The following is a 16,594-nucleotide window of genomic DNA, read 5'->3' as shown; positions in this document are numbered from 1 at the left end:
ACCTAGGAGCAAAATCCGTGAAACGTCTTGCACTGTCGCTCGTCTTCTCGCTGCTGGCCTCGACGGCCTTCGCCTTCCCGGTCACCGTCGACAGCTGCGGCAAGCCGCTGACCTTCGACGCGCCGCCCAAGCGCGCCGTCATCCATGATCTCAACATGGCCGAGATGGCCTTCGCGCTGAAGCTGCAGCCGTCGATCGTCGGCCTGACCGGCATCACCGGATGGTACAAGGTCGGTCCCGAATTCAAGGTCGAGCAAGGCGCCATCCCGGAACTCGCGCCCAAATACCCGACGATCGAGAATCTCGTCGCCGTCGAGCCCGATTTCCTCTTCGCCGGCTGGTACTATGGCATGAAGCCCGGCGGCGACGTGACGCCCGACACGCTCGCCCCGCACGGCATCAAGACGTTGGTGCTGAGCGAAAGCTGCGTCCATCTCGACAAGAACCGCCCCGCCGCCTCGATGGATCTTCTGTATGGCGACGTGGAAAAGCTCGGCAAGATCTTTGGCAAGGAGGCGGACGCGGAAAAGCTCGTCTCCGGCTGGAAGGCGCAACTGGCCGATATCACCGCCAAGGTAGGCAACGCCAAGGGGACGCGTGTGTTCCTCTACGACTCCGGTGAGGACAAGCCGTTCACCGCCGGAAAATTCGCCATCCCCAGCGCCATGATCACGGCGGCCGGCGGCGACAACATCATGGCCGACATGGACACCAGCTGGGGCAACACAGACTGGGAAACCGTGGCGTCGCGCAACCCGCAATTCCTAATCCTGCTCGATTACCAGGATGGCGGCGGCTACAAGAAGCTGCTCGATTTCCTGAAGGCCCATCCGGCGATGAAAGAGACCGACGCGGTCAAGAACGAGCGCTTCGTGGCGCTGCGCTACGCCGAACTGACGCCCGGGCCCGCCAACATCGAGGCGATCGGCAAGATCGCCAAGGCGATGCATCCGGAAGCGTTCTGATGCTTCTTGCCCCCGGGCCCGGTGCGCTTTCAGGGCACAAGGCATTCGCGCTGGCGATGGTGGCGGGCACGGTGGCGGTCGTCGCCCTCGTGCTCATGTCGATCGCCTATGGATCGACGCTGATCCCGCTGAGCGACGTCATCGCCTCGCTTGGCCATGCCGTCGGGTTGAACGGGCATCAGGTGTCGGGTCCGGTCGGCAAGATCGTCGTTGACCTGCGGCTGCCGCGCACGATCCTGGCGGTCTGTGTCGGCGGCGGCCTTGGCATCACAGGCGCCTTGCTGCAGACCGTGACCCGCAACGATCTCGCCGATCCCTTCCTGTTCGGCCTGTCGTCGGGGGCTGCCGCCGGCGCTGTTTCCGTCATCACCGTCTTCGGCGACAGCTTTGGGATCTGGACCTTGCCAGTAGCCGCCTTCACCGGCGGCATACTGGCCGCCTGCATCGTCCTGCTGCTGGTCGCGCGGGTGAGGGGGCAGGGACTCGAACGGCTGATCCTTGCCGGCCTTGCCGTCTCCTTCCTGTTCACGGCCGTGACCAACTATCTGGTCTTTGCCGGCGACCAGCGCGCCGCCCATTCGGTACTGTTCTGGACGATGGGCGGGCTCGGTCTGGCGCGCTGGGACAATGTCTGGCTGGGCGCCTTGGGCGCCGGCACGATCGCGGCCTACGGGCTCTGGAACCACCGCCGGCTGGACGCCTTCCTGGCCGGTGAAAGTGCCGCCGAAAGCCTTGGCGTGCCGGTGGCGAGGATGCGCAGGACAACGTTTCTCGTCGCCGCCTTCTCGACGGCAATTCTCGTCTCGGTCGCCGGCGTCATCGGCTTTGTCGGGCTGATGATCCCGCATCTGTCGCGGCCGCTGGCCGGTCCGCTGCATCTGCGCCTGATCGCCAGCTGTGCGCTGTTCGGAGCCGTGCTGTTGCTTGCAAGCGATCTTCTGGCGCGGACCTTGCTGCCGCCGCAGGAACTGCCGATCGGCATCATCACCAGTTCGCTCGGCGCCTTCTTCGTCGTCACGCTGGTCGTGCGAAACCGCCTGTGAAACGGCGCGCTCCACCTGTCCGGCTGTCCTTCGGAGGCAAGGGCGTTCACCAATCGCTAACCAAGATGGCGTTGCACGACCGTCTTGCACATTTGCCGGCTCTCATCGCGACGTGGCATCTTGAATAGTAAGCACGCTTATTATATGTATCGCTCATGGTTTCTGATGGCATAGACAGACTGGGATTTCTGATCCACGACGTGCAGCGGCTGATGCGCAAGCGTTTCGAAACGCGCGCCAGCGGGCTCGGCCTGTCGTCGGCGCAATGGCGCCTGATGGTGCGCGTCGCCAAGGAAGAGGGCGTTACCCAGGCCCGGCTCGCGGAATTGCTCGAAATCGAGCCGATCAGTGTCTCGCGTCTCGTCGACCGGATGGAGGAGGGCGGCTGGATCGAGCGCCGCGCCGACGCCGCCGACCGTCGCGTGCGCATGATCTTCCCGACCGCCAAGGCGAGCGCCGCCTATGCCGAGGTCAAGAGTCTGGCCGGTGAAGTCTATGAAGAATCGCTTGTCGGCGTTTCGCCGGAGGATCGGCGCGTGCTGATCAGGGCGCTCGATGCGATGGCGCAGAATCTCGCCGACGGCGATATCTCGGAAAAAGTCGAGCCTACGAAAGGCGCAGCAGCATGAACGCGGTAGCCAAAGTCGACGAAAATGCCGCCAAGGTGGAGATGGAAGCGCCGGCCCAGCCGGCTGCCGCTCCTGTCGCGGTCGCTCCTCCCGTGGAGCCGGTCCTGGCGCCGAAGAAGAAGCGCCGCACGGGCCGCTTCTTCCTGATGCTTGTCGTGCCGGCGGCGCTGGTCATCGGTGGCGGCTACGTCTGGGTGACCGGCGGACGCTACCAGGAGACGGAGAACGCCAACCTGCAGCAGGCCAAGGTGTCGATCGCCTCGGACACGGCCGGCCGCATCGTCCAGGTCGCCATATCGGACCATCAGATGGTCAAGCAGGGCGACCTTCTGTTCACCATCGATCCCGAGCCTTACCGGATCGCGCTTGCCCAGGCCGACGCAGCGGTTGCCGCCGCGCGCCTCAATGTCGAGCAGCTGCGCGCCGCCTACAGCCAGTCGATGGCTCAGGAGAAGTCCGCCGGCAGCGAGGTCGACTACGCGCAGTCGCAATATGACCGCGCCGCCGATCTCGCGCAGAAGGGCATCAACGCCAAATCGTCGCTGGATGAGGCTCGCAACGACCTCGACAAGGCAAAGCAGCAGGTCGCCGTCGCCCAGCAGGGCATCGTCAGCGCCAAGGCCGCGCTCGGCGGCAACCCCGACATCGAAACCGACAAGCATCCGACGGTGATGGCGGCACTCGCCGCGCGCGACAAGGCCGCCTACGACCTGGCGCGGACCACGGTGAAGGCCCCCGCCGATGGCGTCGTCTCCCAGGCCTCGTCCTTCAAGGTCGGCCAGTTCGTCGGTTCCGGCACGCCGCTGTTTTCGCTGGTCGAGACCAACGACACCTGGATCGATGCCAATTTCAAGGAAACCCAGCTCACCAACATGAAGCCGGGCCAGAAGGCCGAGATCGTCGTCGATACCTATCCGGGCAAGACCTTCGAGGCGACGGTCAAGGCGATCGGTGCGGGAACGGGTGCTGAATTCTCGCTGCTGCCCGCCCAGAACGCCACCGGCAACTGGGTCAAGGTCACGCAACGCATTCCGGTGCGCCTGGAACTGACCGATCCCGACGCCAGGATGGCGCTGCGGACCGGCATGAGCGCCTCGGTCACCGTCGATACCGGCGTTGCCCGCGGCTTTCCCGCAATATTCGGCCACGCCACGGCTGGCGAGGTCGCGCAGTAAGGTCGGCGGAAGCCCGCCGCGGTGAGACGGGTGGAAGCGGACAGCCAAGATTGGTCTGAGGGGAGAAGTGAGAAGGATCAGCGTTTGGCTCAAGCCGTGTCGCGGCCTGGCTGAAATCTGAAATCTTCGACACGGACCCTTCGGTCCTCATGTTTCCGGGCGGCAGGCATCCGCTCATCAGAGACTTTCGGTCGATGTAACCCCCACATCGATAGTCGCGTCCCACCGCGATGAAGGTCTCTCAACGGAAGGCGTTGCCGCCCGGAAACCCCTGTGTACACGTTTTTGTTACCTGCTGGAAGTTCCGCATCATGAGCACGCCAGAGCCATTTCGAGAAGTGCCGCATCGCGGCCTGATCACGGTCGCGCTCATGCTGGCGACGGTCATGCAGGCGCTCGACACCACCATCGCCAACGTCGCGCTGCCGACCATGACAGGCGATCTCGGCGCCTCTCCCGACAACATCAACTGGGTGCTCACCTCCTACATCGTCGCCGCCGCCATCATGACGCCGGTCACCGGCTGGCTCGCCGACCGCTTCGGCCGCAAGGAATTGTTCCTGACGACCGTGGTCGGCTTCACCGTCTTCTCCATGCTGTGCGGCCTGGCATGGAGCCTTGAAACCATTGTGCTGTTCCGGCTGATGCAAGGCGTGTTCGGCGCCGCCATCGTGCCGCTGTCGCAGACCTTCCTGCTCGACATCAACCCCAAGGAGCGTCACGGCCAGGCCATGGCCATCTGGGGCGCCGGCATCATGCTTGGACCGATCCTGGGCCCGACGCTGGGTGGCTGGCTGACCGACAATTTCAACTGGCGCTGGGTGTTCTTCATCAACCTGCCGGTCGGCATCGTCGCCTTCCTTGGCATGGCGGCCTATCTGCCGGCCGTTGCCCGGCGGGTGCGCAGTTTCGATTTCTTCGGCTTTGCCATGATATCGCTCGGGGTCGGCGCACTGCAGCTGATGCTGGATCGCGGCGGCGAGGTCGACTGGTTTTCCTCGGTCGAGATATGGATCGAACTCGGCCTGGCCATCACCGGTTTCTGGGTGTTCATCATTCACACAGTGACGGCGGAACATCCCTTTATCGACCCCAAGATATTCCTCGACCGCAACTTCGTGACCGGCCTGGCGTTCATCTTCATCATGGGGGTGCTGATCCTGGCCTCGATGTCGCTGCTGCCGCCGATGCTGTCGACCATTTTTGGCTATCCGACCGTCACCATCGGTATCGTCATAGGTCCACGCGGTATCGGCACGATGATTTCGATGCTCGTCGTCGGGCGGCTCATGAACAAGATCGACGCCAGAATTCTCGTCGTCATCGGCTTTCTGCTGACCGCGCAGTCGCTTTACACAATGGCGAGCTTCACGCCGCAGATGGACAACTGGCTGATCCTCAGCTCCGGTGTGATCCAGGGCCTGGGCATGGGAATGGTGTTCGTGCCGCTGTCGACGGTCGCCTTCGCCACGCTTGACGCGCGCTTCCGCACCGACGCAACCTCGTTGTTCAGCCTGGTGCGCAATCTTGGCTCGTCGATCGGCGTCTCGGTCGTGACGGTGCTCCTGGTGCGCAACACGCAGATCAACCACGCCGAGCTTTCGGCCTTCATCAATCCGTTCAATCCCAATCTCTGGGCGGTCTCGCCAGCGGCCGCGGGCGGCGATCCGATGGCGCTGTCGGTGGTCGATCGCATGGTCAATCTCCAGGCAATGATGATCTCTTACGTCAACGACTTCAAAATCCTGATGATGATGACGCTGGCCGCCATCCCGTTCGTCTTCCTGCTGCGCAAGCCAAAGGCTCGTCCGGCCGCCGGAGGCGCACCTGCCGCGCATATGGACTAGGCAGACGGCCGGCGGTACGCCTGCCGTCAATATGGACTAGGCCGACGGCGGCGGTACGCCTGCCGTCAATATGGACTAGGGCTGCCGCGTCCGTTGGTCCTAGCCCATCGCGCAAGCGGCCTGCATCGTTCCGCAATCGACAAGGCTGGACGCACGCACCATGCAAAATCAGACGTTTCCGGTATTCGACCTCAAGCGTTTCGAAAACGCCGGCGGACGGGAGAAGAAGGCGCTCGGCGCCGAGGTCGACCGCATCTGCCGCGCCACCGGGTTTCTGGCTGTGACCAATCACGGCATTCCGCAGGCGGTGATCGACACGGCGTGGTCGAAGGCGCGGGCCTTCTTCGATCTGCCGCCGGATGAGAAGCAGCGCTCGAAGGCGCCCTACAAGGGCTATCCCTACGGGTATCTCGGCCCCGAACTCGAGGCGCTGGCCAAATCCCGCAACGTCGACACGCCGCCAGACCTCAAGGAGAGCTTCAACGGCGGACCACTTAGGGTGCCGCAAGGCATGTCCGATCCAGAAGCGCTGGCCTTCTGCTATGCCGAAACCATCTGGCCTGAAGAACCGGACGGATTCGTCGACGCCTGGAAAGCCTATTATGCCGCGCTCGAGGATCTGGCGCTGCGCATCATGCGTGTCTTCGCCACCGCGCTCGGCCTGCCTGAAAATCACTTCGACAGCTATCTCGACGCGCCGATCAGCGCGCTCAGGGCGCTCAACTATCCCGAACAGCACGTCGCGCCGAAGCCAGGCCAGATACGTGCCGGCGCGCACACCGATTATGGCAGCCTGACCATCCTTTTGCCGCAGGCCGGGTCACGCGGCCTGGAGATCATCACGCCGGATGGAGGATGGACCGAGGTGCCGCCGATCCCGGGAGCCTTCGTCATCAATATCGGCGACCTGATGGCACGCTGGACCAACGACCGCTGGGTCTCCACCGTGCATCGCGTGGTCAATCCACCTGCGGAACAGGGCGGCAAGGACCGGCGGCAGTCCATGGCCTTCTTCCATCAGCCGAACTGGGACGCCGAGATCGACGTGCTGGACGCCTGCCTTGCCGCTGGCGAGGCGCCGAAATACGCACCGGTGCGCTCCGGCCCCTATCTGATGGGAAAATTCAAGGCGACGACGGAGTAATGCATGCCGCCCATGCATGAAACGGGAAAATGAAGCTTACCTGCCGAGCACCAGCGACCAGTAGCGCAGGTTGGGGTCGCGCCCGTCGCGGACATAGGCGAGCCCGAAGCGGCTGAAATCCGGATCCAGTATGTTGCGCCGGTGGCCCTGCGAATGCATCCAGATGTCGAACAGTTTCTGCTGGTCGAAGCGGCCTTCGGCGATGTTCTCGGCCGCGGCGCCGCGCACGCCATTGTCCTTCATGCGCGAGGCGAAGTCCTTGCCCCAGCCTGTCGTGTGGCTCATGCGCTCCCGCGAGGCCATGTAGCCGGCCTGCTGGAGCGCCGCTTGCTCGAGCTGGGTGTCCGGCGTCAGCGGGCCGAGCCCTGCCGTGGCGCGAAAGCCCGCGAGGGTAGCTGTGGCGGAAGAAGACACGCCTGCGCCTTCGCCCGTCGGCACAGAGACGGTGCTGCAGGCGGAAAGCATGGCCATGGCTGCAAGGCCGATCAGCAAGGCGCGCCTGGTCTGGCGCGGTTCGACAGGGGCGTGGACGATATTGGTCATTCCTGCCTGAATAGTCGCGATCATGGCTTTTGACGGGCAAGCGGAGAAAATTGCTTGAAAAACGGGTGTCTTGGCCTTCGCCGATCGCATCGCGTAGTCTTGAAGCACCCCTTCCGGTCATCGCGGCCCGGACGGTTCCTTGCGATGCGAGACTCCGATGCCAGAGAACGACCGTGCCTTTCCGACACTCTCCACGCCGCGCCTGCTGCTGCGTGCTCCGACCCCGGAGGATACCGCCGCGTTCGGCGGCATCCTGTCGATCCCTGAAGTCATCCGGTTTTCGAACTGGCCCGATGCGCCGGGCAAGTCGGTTGCCGAGCGGACGATGCGTTGGATGCGAAAGGCCTACCCCACCGGGAAAGGGTGCGCCTGGATGATCGAGGATCGCGAATCCAGGACGTTGGCCGGCGCGATCCGCTTCAATTGGTTCGTCAAGAAATCGAAATGCGGCGAGATCGGCTACGAACTGCATCCGGATTTCTGGGGCAAGGGCCTGATGAGCGAAGCGGCTGCTGCCGTGGCCGTTTGTGGCCACCAGTTTTTCGGCCTGAACCGCATCGAGGCCTGGACCCTGCCAGGCAATCCCGGATCCGACCGTGTGCTGGAGAAGGCGGGTTTCCGCTACGAGGGCACGCTGCGGCAGAAGGCCTGGTTCAAGGGCGGCTACCATGATTTCCGGATGTTTGGCCGGCTGGCTAGCGATCACGTTCTGTGAACTGAGCGGAGCATTGGCTACCGCACAAACGAAAGCGGTCAATGCCAGCGAGGGACAAGGATTTTCCAAGACATGCTGCACCACATCTCCTTCGGCGTCGCCAACATCGAGCGCGCGGCGGCCTTCTACGATGCCGTGCTGGCGCCGCTCGGCTATGTCAGGGTCTGGGATGATCTCAGGCCCGGCGAGCCCGACCAGGCGGTGGGCTACGGGATTGCCGGTGGCGGCGACAAGCTGGCGCTTAAACTTCGCCCGAAAGGCCAGCGGCCGCCTGGTCCGGGTTTTCATCTGGCCTTTGCCGCCCCGGATCGCCAGAGCGTTGCGCAATTTCATGCAGCCGCCCTTGCGCATGGCGGCAGTGACAACGGCGCCCCGGGCCCGCGGCCTGACTATGGTCCGCATTACTATGCCGCCTTCGTCATCGATCCGGACGGCCACCACATCGTGGCGGTCTTCAACGCGCCGGGGTAGATTCCGCGCGGCCGGCTTTTGCCGGCAGGGCGATGACAATCCCGTGAGGACCCGAGCAGGATCATCGATTCGGCGACAACCCCTGGCAAATCGGCTATGCTGCCACATCTACTAGTGGCAGCTGCGGGCGGCCATCACGGCGGTGACCGCCCCGACACACGGGAGGATGGTTATGGCCGGCTTTCATGTCATGGCGGACGCCTATGGGATGCATGTGCAGCCCGCGGTGCGCCGTATCACCACGGCGGACCTTTGGGACGCGCTCAAGCTCGGCGCCGAGGATTTCTGGGCAAAACCCTCCCACTACGTGTTCCTGTGTTTAATCTATCCGGTCGTCGGCCTGATCCTTACCCAGTGGAGTTCGGGTTCCAACGCCATTCAGCTCGTCTATCCGCTGATGTCGGGCTTTGCCCTGGTTGGGCCTTTTGCCGCGATCGGGCTCTACGAAATCAGCCGCCGGCGCGAGCTCGGCATGAACACGAATTGGCGCCATGCACTGGACGTGCGCCGATCCCCGGCATTGCCGTCGATCGCGGTCATCGGTGTCATGCTGTTTGCGCTGTTCCTGTTATGGCTGTTCACCGCGCAATCGATCTATACCAGCCTGTTCGGCGACCAGCCGCCGGCCTCGATCGGCGCCTTTGTCCGCGACCTGCTGACGACCGGCAAGGGCTGGACCTTGATCCTGCTTGGCAATGCGGCCGGCTTTGTCTTTGCCGTGGTGGTTCTGGCCACAACGGTGATCGCCTTCCCGCTGCTGCTCGACCGTGATGTCGGTGCCGTCTCGGCGATCGAAACCTCGGCCCGGGCGGTGATGGCGAACCCGCTGCAGATGGCGCTGTGGGGCCTGCTGGTTGCCGTGCTTCTGGTGATCGGTTCGATCCCGTTGTTTGCCGGGCTGGCCGTGGTTATGCCGATCCTGGGCCATGCCACCTGGCACCTCTACCGCAAGGTGGTCGAGCCGGCACAGATCCGGCCGGTCCGCCGGCCTATGTAGGGAGACATAGTTCCCCCAAATGCGGAGCAAGTCTGTAACGCCCGGCAAAGCCCTGGAGGTGTTGGCCGCCGCCGGCGGCCAAATGGTAGGAGTCTGCCGATGGCACGCAAGGCGCTGGAACTATTGAAAAGAACTGTTTGGCTGGCCTGCCTTGGTATCGCAGGCCACCTCAATGTCGCGCGCGCAGATGGCAGCCAGCAGGTGCAATTTGAAAGTGCGGCGGTGCTGCCAACGCCATTTCAGGCCCGCATCGCGCAACAAAGCGGGCAAGTGCTCAAAGCTCGACCGGGCACGCCATTGATCGGATATCTGACACGGCCGCCGGGTGAGGGGCCTTTCCCGGCCGTCGTCGTTCTCCATGGATGTACGGGCCTGTTCCCAAGCGTCCGGAAAAGCTGGTCCGAGCGGCTGTCTTCCTGGGGTTACGTTGCCCTGTTTGTCGACAGTTTCAGCACGCGAGGCATTCGCGAGACGTGCGATCATCGCGGCCTGCTGGCTGATCGTGTCTATGACGCCTATGGCGCTCTGGAGTTCCTGTCGAAGTTAAGTTTTGTCGATCCGCGGCGCATAGCTTTGTCGGGCTCTTCCGCCGGCGGAACAACAACGCTCGAGGCCGTGCAGGCCGGCGGCGCCGAGCAGCTTATGGAGCGCAAGTTCAAGGCTGCGATTGCCTACTATCCGAATTGTTCGGCTGCCAACGGCGACATGGCGGTGCCGACCTTGATCCTGATCGGCGAACTAGACGATTGGACCCCCGCCCAGAAATGCCAGGCGATGGTGGCTGAGCACGGCGGCAAGGGCGCCGTGCAGCTTGAGGTCTTCAAAGGCGCTCGTCACGCATTTGCCTCTCCGGGATTGAAGACCGGCAAGGAGGAATATGGCCATCGGGTGGAGTACAACGCGGCTGCGGCCGATCAGTCTGTAAGCGACGTTCGTGCCTTTTTGAAAAGAGCCTTCAGCGGCTGAAAACGAAGCCTGGCGCCTGGCTATCAGCGTTGCGCGTCTGTCGCCATTTTCAGCGCCAGCGCCGTCAGCACGCCTCCCATCATCCAGCGCTGGATGACCAGCCACAATGGCCGTCCGGCAAGGAAGGTGGCGATCGATCCGGCCGTCACCGCGATGATGGCATTGACGGTCAGGCTGATCGAAATCTGCGTCGCGCCCAGAACCAGCAGCTGCGACAGGACGTGGCCTTTGCCGATGCTGATGAATTGCGGCAGCAGCGACAGATAGAGAACGGCCACCTTGGGGTTGAGCAGATTGGTCATCAGGCCCATGGCGAACAGCTTGCGCGGCCTGTCTTTCGGCAGGTCGCGCACCTGGAACGGCGAACGTCCGCCCGGCTTCACCGCTTGCCAGGCCAGCCACAAGAGATAGAGCACGCCGGCAAAGCGCAGCACCTCATAGGCATAGGGGACGGCGAGCAGCAGCGCGGTGATGCCGAACGCCGCCGACAGCACATAGAACAGGAAGCCGACCGCGACCCCGCCAAGCGAGATCAGTCCGGCCTTCGGCCCTTGCGACAGGGAACGCGAGATCAGGTAGATCATGTTCGGGCCGGGCGTCAGCACCATGCCGAGGCAGACCAGCGCGAAGGCGATATGGTTGGCTGTATCGGGCATTGTTCGTCCCCGGGCATGCCCGCGATGCGATCCCGCGAGTGGTCGATGTCTGCCCGTCACGGCAGGCGCCCGCAAGGGCTTGCCGGGACCAGGCGTTGCGCCAGGGCGGGGTCATGTCGCCGAAAGTGACCCCGATGGGATGTGCCTAGCCGACCACCCGCAGGTTCGACAGTTCGTTGCCGATTTCCTTGAAGTCGTTCGACAGGCTGGCGCCCGTCGCGTTCCAGAACAGCTTCGCCGGTTTGCTCGGATCGGTCGGGTCCTTGCGGAAGCGCGAGTCCGACGAGCAGGATTTCAGCGCGTCGATCGCCAGCTTGTCGCTGGCCTTGGTCGTAGACAGATCGAGCGCCACCGTCATCACCATGATGTTGGCCGCCTTGGCGTTGTTGCAAAGCGTTGCCATCTGCTCGTTGAGCGCATTGGTGTAATTGCCGTTCGAATAGTCGAACTGCCCGATGGCGCTCGATGTGCCCATGAACATGCGCCCGACCGAGGTGCCGTTGTAACCCGGGTTGAGATAGCCGTAGGACGCATAGGTCGATTTCGAGTTGGCGGGGTCCGAATAGCCCAGCGAAGACGGCGTATAGTAGGTGTTGGCGCCGTCGGTCAGCACGATCACGACCTTGTCGTTGCCCTTTTCCGTTTCCGGGCGCCCTTGCGTGAACGGTTCGCCGCTTGATACCACCCGCCAGCCCCACGCCAGGCCTTCTGGAACATTGGTGCCGCCATTCGGCTGCATCAGGTCTATCGCCGCCTTGATCGAGGTGGCTCCATCGGCCACGCTGACATCGGTCAGCGGCGTGATGGGGTTGGTGGTGCAGCTGTAGTTCGGGCCGTTGCCGGCGGGCAGGGCCGGCGCATCGATCGGCCGCGGCTGGAAATACTTGGCCATGTTGCGCAGCCGCGATTGACCGGTGCTGCTCGTAGGATCGTCGTTCCACCAGCTGTTCACCGCGCCGTAGGTCACAGGCGCCGCTTCGTCGGGGTCCTGCGTGAGCTTCCAGTGATTGCCGGGTTCGTCCGGGGCGAACATCGGCACGAACATCGTTGCCGGATCACCGACGCCTATGCCGGTGTTGGCCGAGCCACCGGACGGCGAAGCGTCGTTGACGTTGTAGGGATAGGGTCGGGCCTCCACGCAGCCTTGCCAGCTGGCGAACGGACCGTAGGAATCGATGTAGTCATATTCGTCGTGGCTGCGTCTGCAGGTGTTGTTCGAATTGTACTCGTCGCAAACCACCCGCTTGCTGTTGACGACACGCTCGTGGTTGGTGACCACCTTCATGTCCCGGTAGAGTGAAAACCGGGTCAGCGTCTGGCCTTCCTCGCTGCCCCAGCCGGTGCCGCGTTTGTACCAGATGCCGTTGGTCTGCTGGGCGTATTTGTTGGCCGCATTCAGCGTCGACCAGTCGAAATTCTCGTTCGACACCGGCGACAGGCCCTCCGTGTCCATCCACGATGCGTTGCCATTGGCGGGGCCGACATTGACCGAAGCGGCAAAGGGCACGAGGCCGAACTGCACCGGCTTGTCGACCTGCTTGATCATGACCGCCTGCTGGGCCAGCGTGTCGACAAGCTGCTTGGACGCGGTCTTGAGAAGATCGATGCGCTTTTGGCCCGAGCCCGTGCCGAGCGTGGTCATCGATCCGGAATTGTCGAGCACCAGGGCGACTTCCAGCGTGTTCTTCAGCCTGACCTGGGAGGTGACGCTGAAGGTGATATTCTGGTTCGCATCGATTGTCGATTTGCCGACGATCTGGGCGAAGCCAGGATAGAAATAGGGCTTGTAGGCAAGCTGCGCCGTCATTGTCATCAGGCCGCCGCCGCTGGTGCTGCTGGGCAAGGTGACGTTGAGCGTCGCGCTGGCCGGATCGATATCGTTCAAATTGGCATTGAAGAAGTCGAGCGCATAAGCCTTCAACTGGTCGTCGGTCGCGCCTTCCGTCAGCCGGCGCGCCGTGGCGAAATTGGCGGCGTCGAGCGCATTCGTCACCATTTGCTTTTCGCGGTTCATTTCCGTGAAGTCGACCGCGATCGCCAGGCCGCCCATCAGCGGCACCATCGCCACGACAGTCATAAGTGCATAGTTGCCGCGCCTGTCGCGGCGGAACTGACGCCAAAGTTCAAGCATGTCTTGCAGCGGCCCCCGCCGGCGGATTCTCGATTGACGCCAGCTTTTCACAAAACGCTGAAGGACGGGTTTGGGAAACCGCTCTATTGCTTGGCTGGCGCTTCACCAACCGCTAACCAATGCAAGCCTGCGGCCCGACCCGGTCCAACAGCGAAACGCCCTGTCGGGGCAGGGCGTTCTCGCGAGCGGAACCTGTCGATCAGCTGACGATGCGCAGGTTGGACAGTTCGTTGCCGATCGCCTTGAAATCGTCGGACAGTGTCGCCCCGGTCGAATTCCAGAACAGTTTCATCGGCTTACTCGGATCGGCCGGATCCTTGCTGAAGCGGGAATCCGACGAGCAGGCCTTCAGCGCATCCATCTGTGTTTTCTCCGCCGCCTTGTTGGCATCGAGGTCGAGCGCAATGGTCATGACCATGATGTTGGCGGCCTTGGCATTGTTGCACAACGTCGTGAAGTACTCGTTCATCGCCTTGGTGTAGTTGGCGTTTGAATAGTCGGTCTTGCTGACGCTGCCGCTGGTGCCAAGGAACATCCGACCATAGCTGTAGGCGTTGCTGAACGGCACGATGTAGCCCAGCGCCGAATAGATGGCTTTGCTGCCCGCCAGATCGTTTCCACCATAGTTCCAGTTGGTTCCAGAGTAGGTCTGGGCCGTCACCGACGTTGGTGTGTAATAGGTGTTCGCACCATCGGTCAGGACGATCAGAACCTTGTCGTTGCCTCTTTCTGTCTCGGGTCTGCCCTCGGTGAACGGGGCAGCGCTGGAAAGGCTCCTCCAGCCCCATGCCATGCCTTCAGGCACATTGGTGGCGCCATCCGCAGCCATGGCGTCGATCGCAGACTTGACCGCGCCCGCACCGGCCGTCGTGGAAACATCGGTCAGCGGCGTGATAGGCGTGGTGCTGCAACTCGTATTGGGGCCGGCATCCATGCCGTAGGCTGGAGTAACCGTGGTGCCCGGGTCGGTAAAATATTTCGGCATATAGCTCTGGCGTGCCGCGCTGTTGCCCGACGACCCGTCAGCAATCCAATTGTTGTTGGCGGGGCGAGCCGGGATGTTGCTGTCGGTGAGATCGGTTTCATCGGGCGCGAACATGGGCACGAACAGCGTCGCCGGCGTCCCGGTCGCCGCCGCGGTGTCGTCGATATTGTAAGGATAAGGCCGCGACTCGACACAGCCGCCCCAGGAAGCGACGTTTCCATAGGTATAGTTGTAGCCGCTTTGCCAGGTCTTGCAGGAGCCGTTGGAATAGGTCGAGGTGCATTTGAACTGCGCCACGTAGGTGGCCGAGGCCGTGCGCTTCATCTGGCTGTAGATGGAGAAGCGGGTCAGCGGCTGGTCCTTCTGGGTTGCGTCCCAACCGGTGCCCTTGGCGTACCAGACGCCGGCGATATTCTGGGCGTACTTGGTGGACGAATAGGTCGAACTCATGCTCGCCCAGTCGAAATTCTCATGATGGATCGGTGAAATCCCGGTGGTGTCCATCCAGGATGCCGAGGCGTTGCCGGGGCCAACATTGACCGACGCGGCGAAGGGAACCAGGCTGAACTGGACCGGCTTGGTGACCTGCTTCATCATCTGCGCCTGGCCAGCCAACTGGTCGACCAGCTGTTTGGCGGCATCCTTGAGGAGGTCGAACCGTACCTTGTTGGATCCTTTGCCGAGTTCCGTCATCGAGCCGGAATTGTCGAGCACCAGCGACACTTCCAGCGTATTCTTCAGGCGGACTTCCGAGCACGCGCCGAAGCTGATGTCGCTGTTGGCGGTGCTGCCGCCCACCAGCATTTTTGCCGTCGGCAGGAAGTAGGGTTTGTAGGTCAAGGTACTGCAGAGCTTCAAGGTGCCGCCGCCCGCGTTGTTGTTGGGCAGCGTCACGGCCAGCGTGGTGTTGGCTGGATCGATATGCGCGAGATTGGCTTCGAAGAAATTCTTGGCATACGCCTTGGCGTCGGCGTCGCTGGCGCCGGCAACGATCTGCTGGGCAGTGGCGACGCCGGCGGCGTCCAGGGCGTTCAAGGCATTTTGTCGCTGGCGCGTCATTTCCGTATAGTCGACGCCGAGCGCCAGGCCGCCCATGATTGGTACCGTGGCGAGGACCGTCATGAGTGCATAATTGCCACGCCGATCGCTTCCGAATCTCCGGATCATTGCACCAAACTACCCCCGCCAAATCGATTATCGGTCGAGACACTGTCATAAATCGTTAAATTTCAGGTTGCCGTAATATGTCCAAGATCGAGCCGGGCTTTCAACGCGCGTTAACCAAACGCTGTACAGTCGCGGTTTTGGCCGCCGGCGGATGCTCCCGATCGGGCGCGCGGGTGGCCTTCGCGCCGATCTCCCGGTGAAAGCTGGTGACAGCATGGATCGGTTCGGATAATTCGAATCCGCTGCGGCGAACCGTCGGCCACGGCACTCGCAACGCTCATATTGAAGGAAACGGCATGGCGAATTCGCCTGACATCGTCGGCTCGCTCGAAGACGTCTGCAAAGCCTATTCGGCAATTCTTTGCGATGTCTGGGGCGTGGTGCACAATGGCGAATGGCATTTTCCGGCGGCCGCGGCGGCGCTGGCCAGGGCAAGGGCTGCCGGTATTCCCGTTGTTCTCATCACCAATTCGCCACGCCGCAGCGCCGATGTCGTGGCCCAGATGAGTGTGATCGGTGTTCCGCCGTCAGCCTACGACCGTGTCGTGACCTCGGGCGATGTGACCCGCGACCTGATCGCCGAAGGTCCACGCAAGATCTTCCACATCGGCGCCGACCGCGATCTCACCCTCTATGACGGTCTCGATGTCGAGCTCGTCGAGGAATTCGAGGCCGCCGGCGTCGTATGCACCGGACTGTTCGATGACGAGGTCGAGAAGCCTGAGGATTATACCGACCTTTTGCGCCGGTTGCGGGCCAGGAACCTGCCGTTCATCTGCGCCAATCCCGATATCATGGTGGAGCGGGGCGAGCGCATCATCTGGTGCGCCGGCGCCCTGGCGCGCGACTATGCCCAGCTCGGCGGCCGCACGTTGATCGCGGGAAAGCCCTACGCACCGATCTACGATCTCGCGATGAAGGAGGTGGCGGAGGTGCTTGGCCGGCCGGTCGAGCGTTCCCGGATATTGGCCATCGGCGATGGGATGATGACCGATGTGAAGGGCGCGGCCGACAATGGTTTCGACGTTCTCTATGTCTCCGGCGGCATCCATGCCCGCGACTACGGCGATGCATCCCGGCCGGATCCGGCCAAGCTCGGGCTCTTCCTGGAGCGGCACGGCTATCGTCCCGTGGCCGTCATGGTCAGACTGCAGTAGGTG

The 16,594-nt window shown here is 62.9% G+C and carries 15 protein-coding genes; 11 read left to right on the top strand and 4 right to left on the bottom strand.

Annotated features, from left to right (window positions below; all coding sequences use genetic code 11):
• Window positions 1-17 precede the first annotated feature (17 nt).
• The 6 genes from JG746_RS23555 (at window position 18) to JG746_RS23530 (ending at window position 6,803) form a co-directional block, all read left to right on the top strand.
• A complete protein-coding gene (locus tag JG746_RS23555; RefSeq protein WP_202354905.1) occupies window positions 18-965 on the top strand; it encodes an ABC transporter substrate-binding protein in 948 nt (315 codons plus the stop codon).
• Window positions 965-2,008, top strand: a complete 1,044-nt coding sequence (locus JG746_RS23550) for a FecCD family ABC transporter permease (protein ID WP_202354904.1) — start codon at window positions 965-967, stop codon at window positions 2,006-2,008. Before JG746_RS23555 ends, JG746_RS23550 begins: the two co-directional genes overlap by 1 nt.
• Before the next feature lie 155 nt (window positions 2,009-2,163).
• Window positions 2,164-2,637, top strand: a complete 474-nt coding sequence (locus JG746_RS23545; RefSeq protein WP_202354903.1) for a MarR family winged helix-turn-helix transcriptional regulator — start codon at window positions 2,164-2,166, stop codon at window positions 2,635-2,637.
• Window positions 2,634-3,812: an HlyD family secretion protein gene (locus JG746_RS23540; RefSeq protein ID WP_202354902.1), complete on the top strand. Its 1,179-nt coding sequence runs from the start codon at window positions 2,634-2,636 to the stop codon at window positions 3,810-3,812. Before JG746_RS23545 ends, JG746_RS23540 begins: the two co-directional genes overlap by 4 nt.
• Before the next feature lie 311 nt (window positions 3,813-4,123).
• Window positions 4,124-5,659 carry a DHA2 family efflux MFS transporter permease subunit gene (locus JG746_RS23535; RefSeq protein ID WP_202354901.1) on the top strand — a complete coding sequence of 512 codons (1,536 nt, stop codon included), beginning with the start codon at window positions 4,124-4,126 and terminating at the stop codon, window positions 5,657-5,659.
• Between the two features lie 160 nt (window positions 5,660-5,819).
• Window positions 5,820-6,803 carry an isopenicillin N synthase family dioxygenase gene (locus JG746_RS23530; RefSeq protein WP_202354900.1) on the top strand — a complete coding sequence of 328 codons (984 nt, stop codon included), beginning with the start codon at window positions 5,820-5,822 and terminating at the stop codon, window positions 6,801-6,803.
• Between the two features lie 36 nt (window positions 6,804-6,839).
• Here JG746_RS23530 and JG746_RS23525 read toward each other — a convergent pair whose 3' ends face one another.
• Entirely contained in the window at window positions 6,840-7,346 is a 507-nt protein-coding gene (locus tag JG746_RS23525) for a CAP domain-containing protein (RefSeq protein ID WP_202354899.1), read from the bottom strand.
• A gap of 157 nt (window positions 7,347-7,503) precedes the next feature.
• Here JG746_RS23525 and JG746_RS23520 point away from each other — a divergent pair, with 157 nt between their 5' ends.
• From JG746_RS23520 to JG746_RS23505, 4 genes are all read left to right on the top strand, one after another.
• Window positions 7,504-8,061, top strand: a complete 558-nt coding sequence (locus JG746_RS23520) for a GNAT family N-acetyltransferase (RefSeq protein ID WP_202354898.1) — start codon at window positions 7,504-7,506, stop codon at window positions 8,059-8,061.
• Window positions 8,062-8,133: 72 nt separating this feature from the next.
• Entirely contained in the window at window positions 8,134-8,532 is a 399-nt protein-coding gene (locus tag JG746_RS23515) for a VOC family protein (protein ID WP_202354897.1), read from the top strand.
• Window positions 8,533-8,704: 172 nt separating this feature from the next.
• Window positions 8,705-9,529 (top strand): DUF2189 domain-containing protein, encoded by an 825-nt coding sequence (locus tag JG746_RS23510; protein WP_202354896.1) that lies wholly within the window; start codon window positions 8,705-8,707, stop codon window positions 9,527-9,529.
• Window positions 9,530-9,628: 99 nt separating this feature from the next.
• Window positions 9,629-10,495 carry a dienelactone hydrolase family protein gene (locus JG746_RS23505; RefSeq protein ID WP_202354895.1) on the top strand — a complete coding sequence of 289 codons (867 nt, stop codon included), beginning with the start codon at window positions 9,629-9,631 and terminating at the stop codon, window positions 10,493-10,495.
• A gap of 23 nt (window positions 10,496-10,518) precedes the next feature.
• Here the strand turns inward: JG746_RS23505 and JG746_RS23500 are convergent, their stop codons facing one another.
• The 3 genes from JG746_RS23500 to JG746_RS23490 form a co-directional block, all read right to left on the bottom strand.
• Window positions 10,519-11,151 (bottom strand): LysE family translocator, encoded by a 633-nt coding sequence (locus tag JG746_RS23500; protein WP_202354894.1) that lies wholly within the window; start codon window positions 11,149-11,151, stop codon window positions 10,519-10,521.
• Between the two features lie 145 nt (window positions 11,152-11,296).
• The gene (locus JG746_RS23495; protein ID WP_202354893.1) at window positions 11,297-13,282 is read right to left on the bottom strand and encodes a TadE/TadG family type IV pilus assembly protein; all 1,986 of its coding nucleotides are present in this window, start codon (window positions 13,280-13,282) and stop codon (window positions 11,297-11,299) included.
• Between the two features lie 199 nt (window positions 13,283-13,481).
• On the bottom strand, window positions 13,482-15,434 hold the full coding sequence (locus JG746_RS23490; RefSeq protein ID WP_202354892.1) for a TadE/TadG family type IV pilus assembly protein: 1,953 nt from the start codon (window positions 15,432-15,434) through the stop codon (window positions 13,482-13,484).
• A gap of 296 nt (window positions 15,435-15,730) precedes the next feature.
• Between JG746_RS23490 and JG746_RS23485 the strand changes: the two genes are divergently transcribed.
• Entirely contained in the window at window positions 15,731-16,591 is an 861-nt protein-coding gene (locus tag JG746_RS23485) for a TIGR01459 family HAD-type hydrolase (protein ID WP_202354891.1), read from the top strand.
• Window positions 16,592-16,594: the final 3 nt, after the last annotated feature.

This window comes from Mesorhizobium sp. 113-3-3 (assembly GCF_016756495.1).
Taxonomy (GTDB): domain Bacteria; phylum Pseudomonadota; class Alphaproteobacteria; order Rhizobiales; family Rhizobiaceae; genus Mesorhizobium.
Note: the sequence above shows the minus strand (reverse complement) of the source record. Positions and strands in the feature narration are given on the sequence as shown.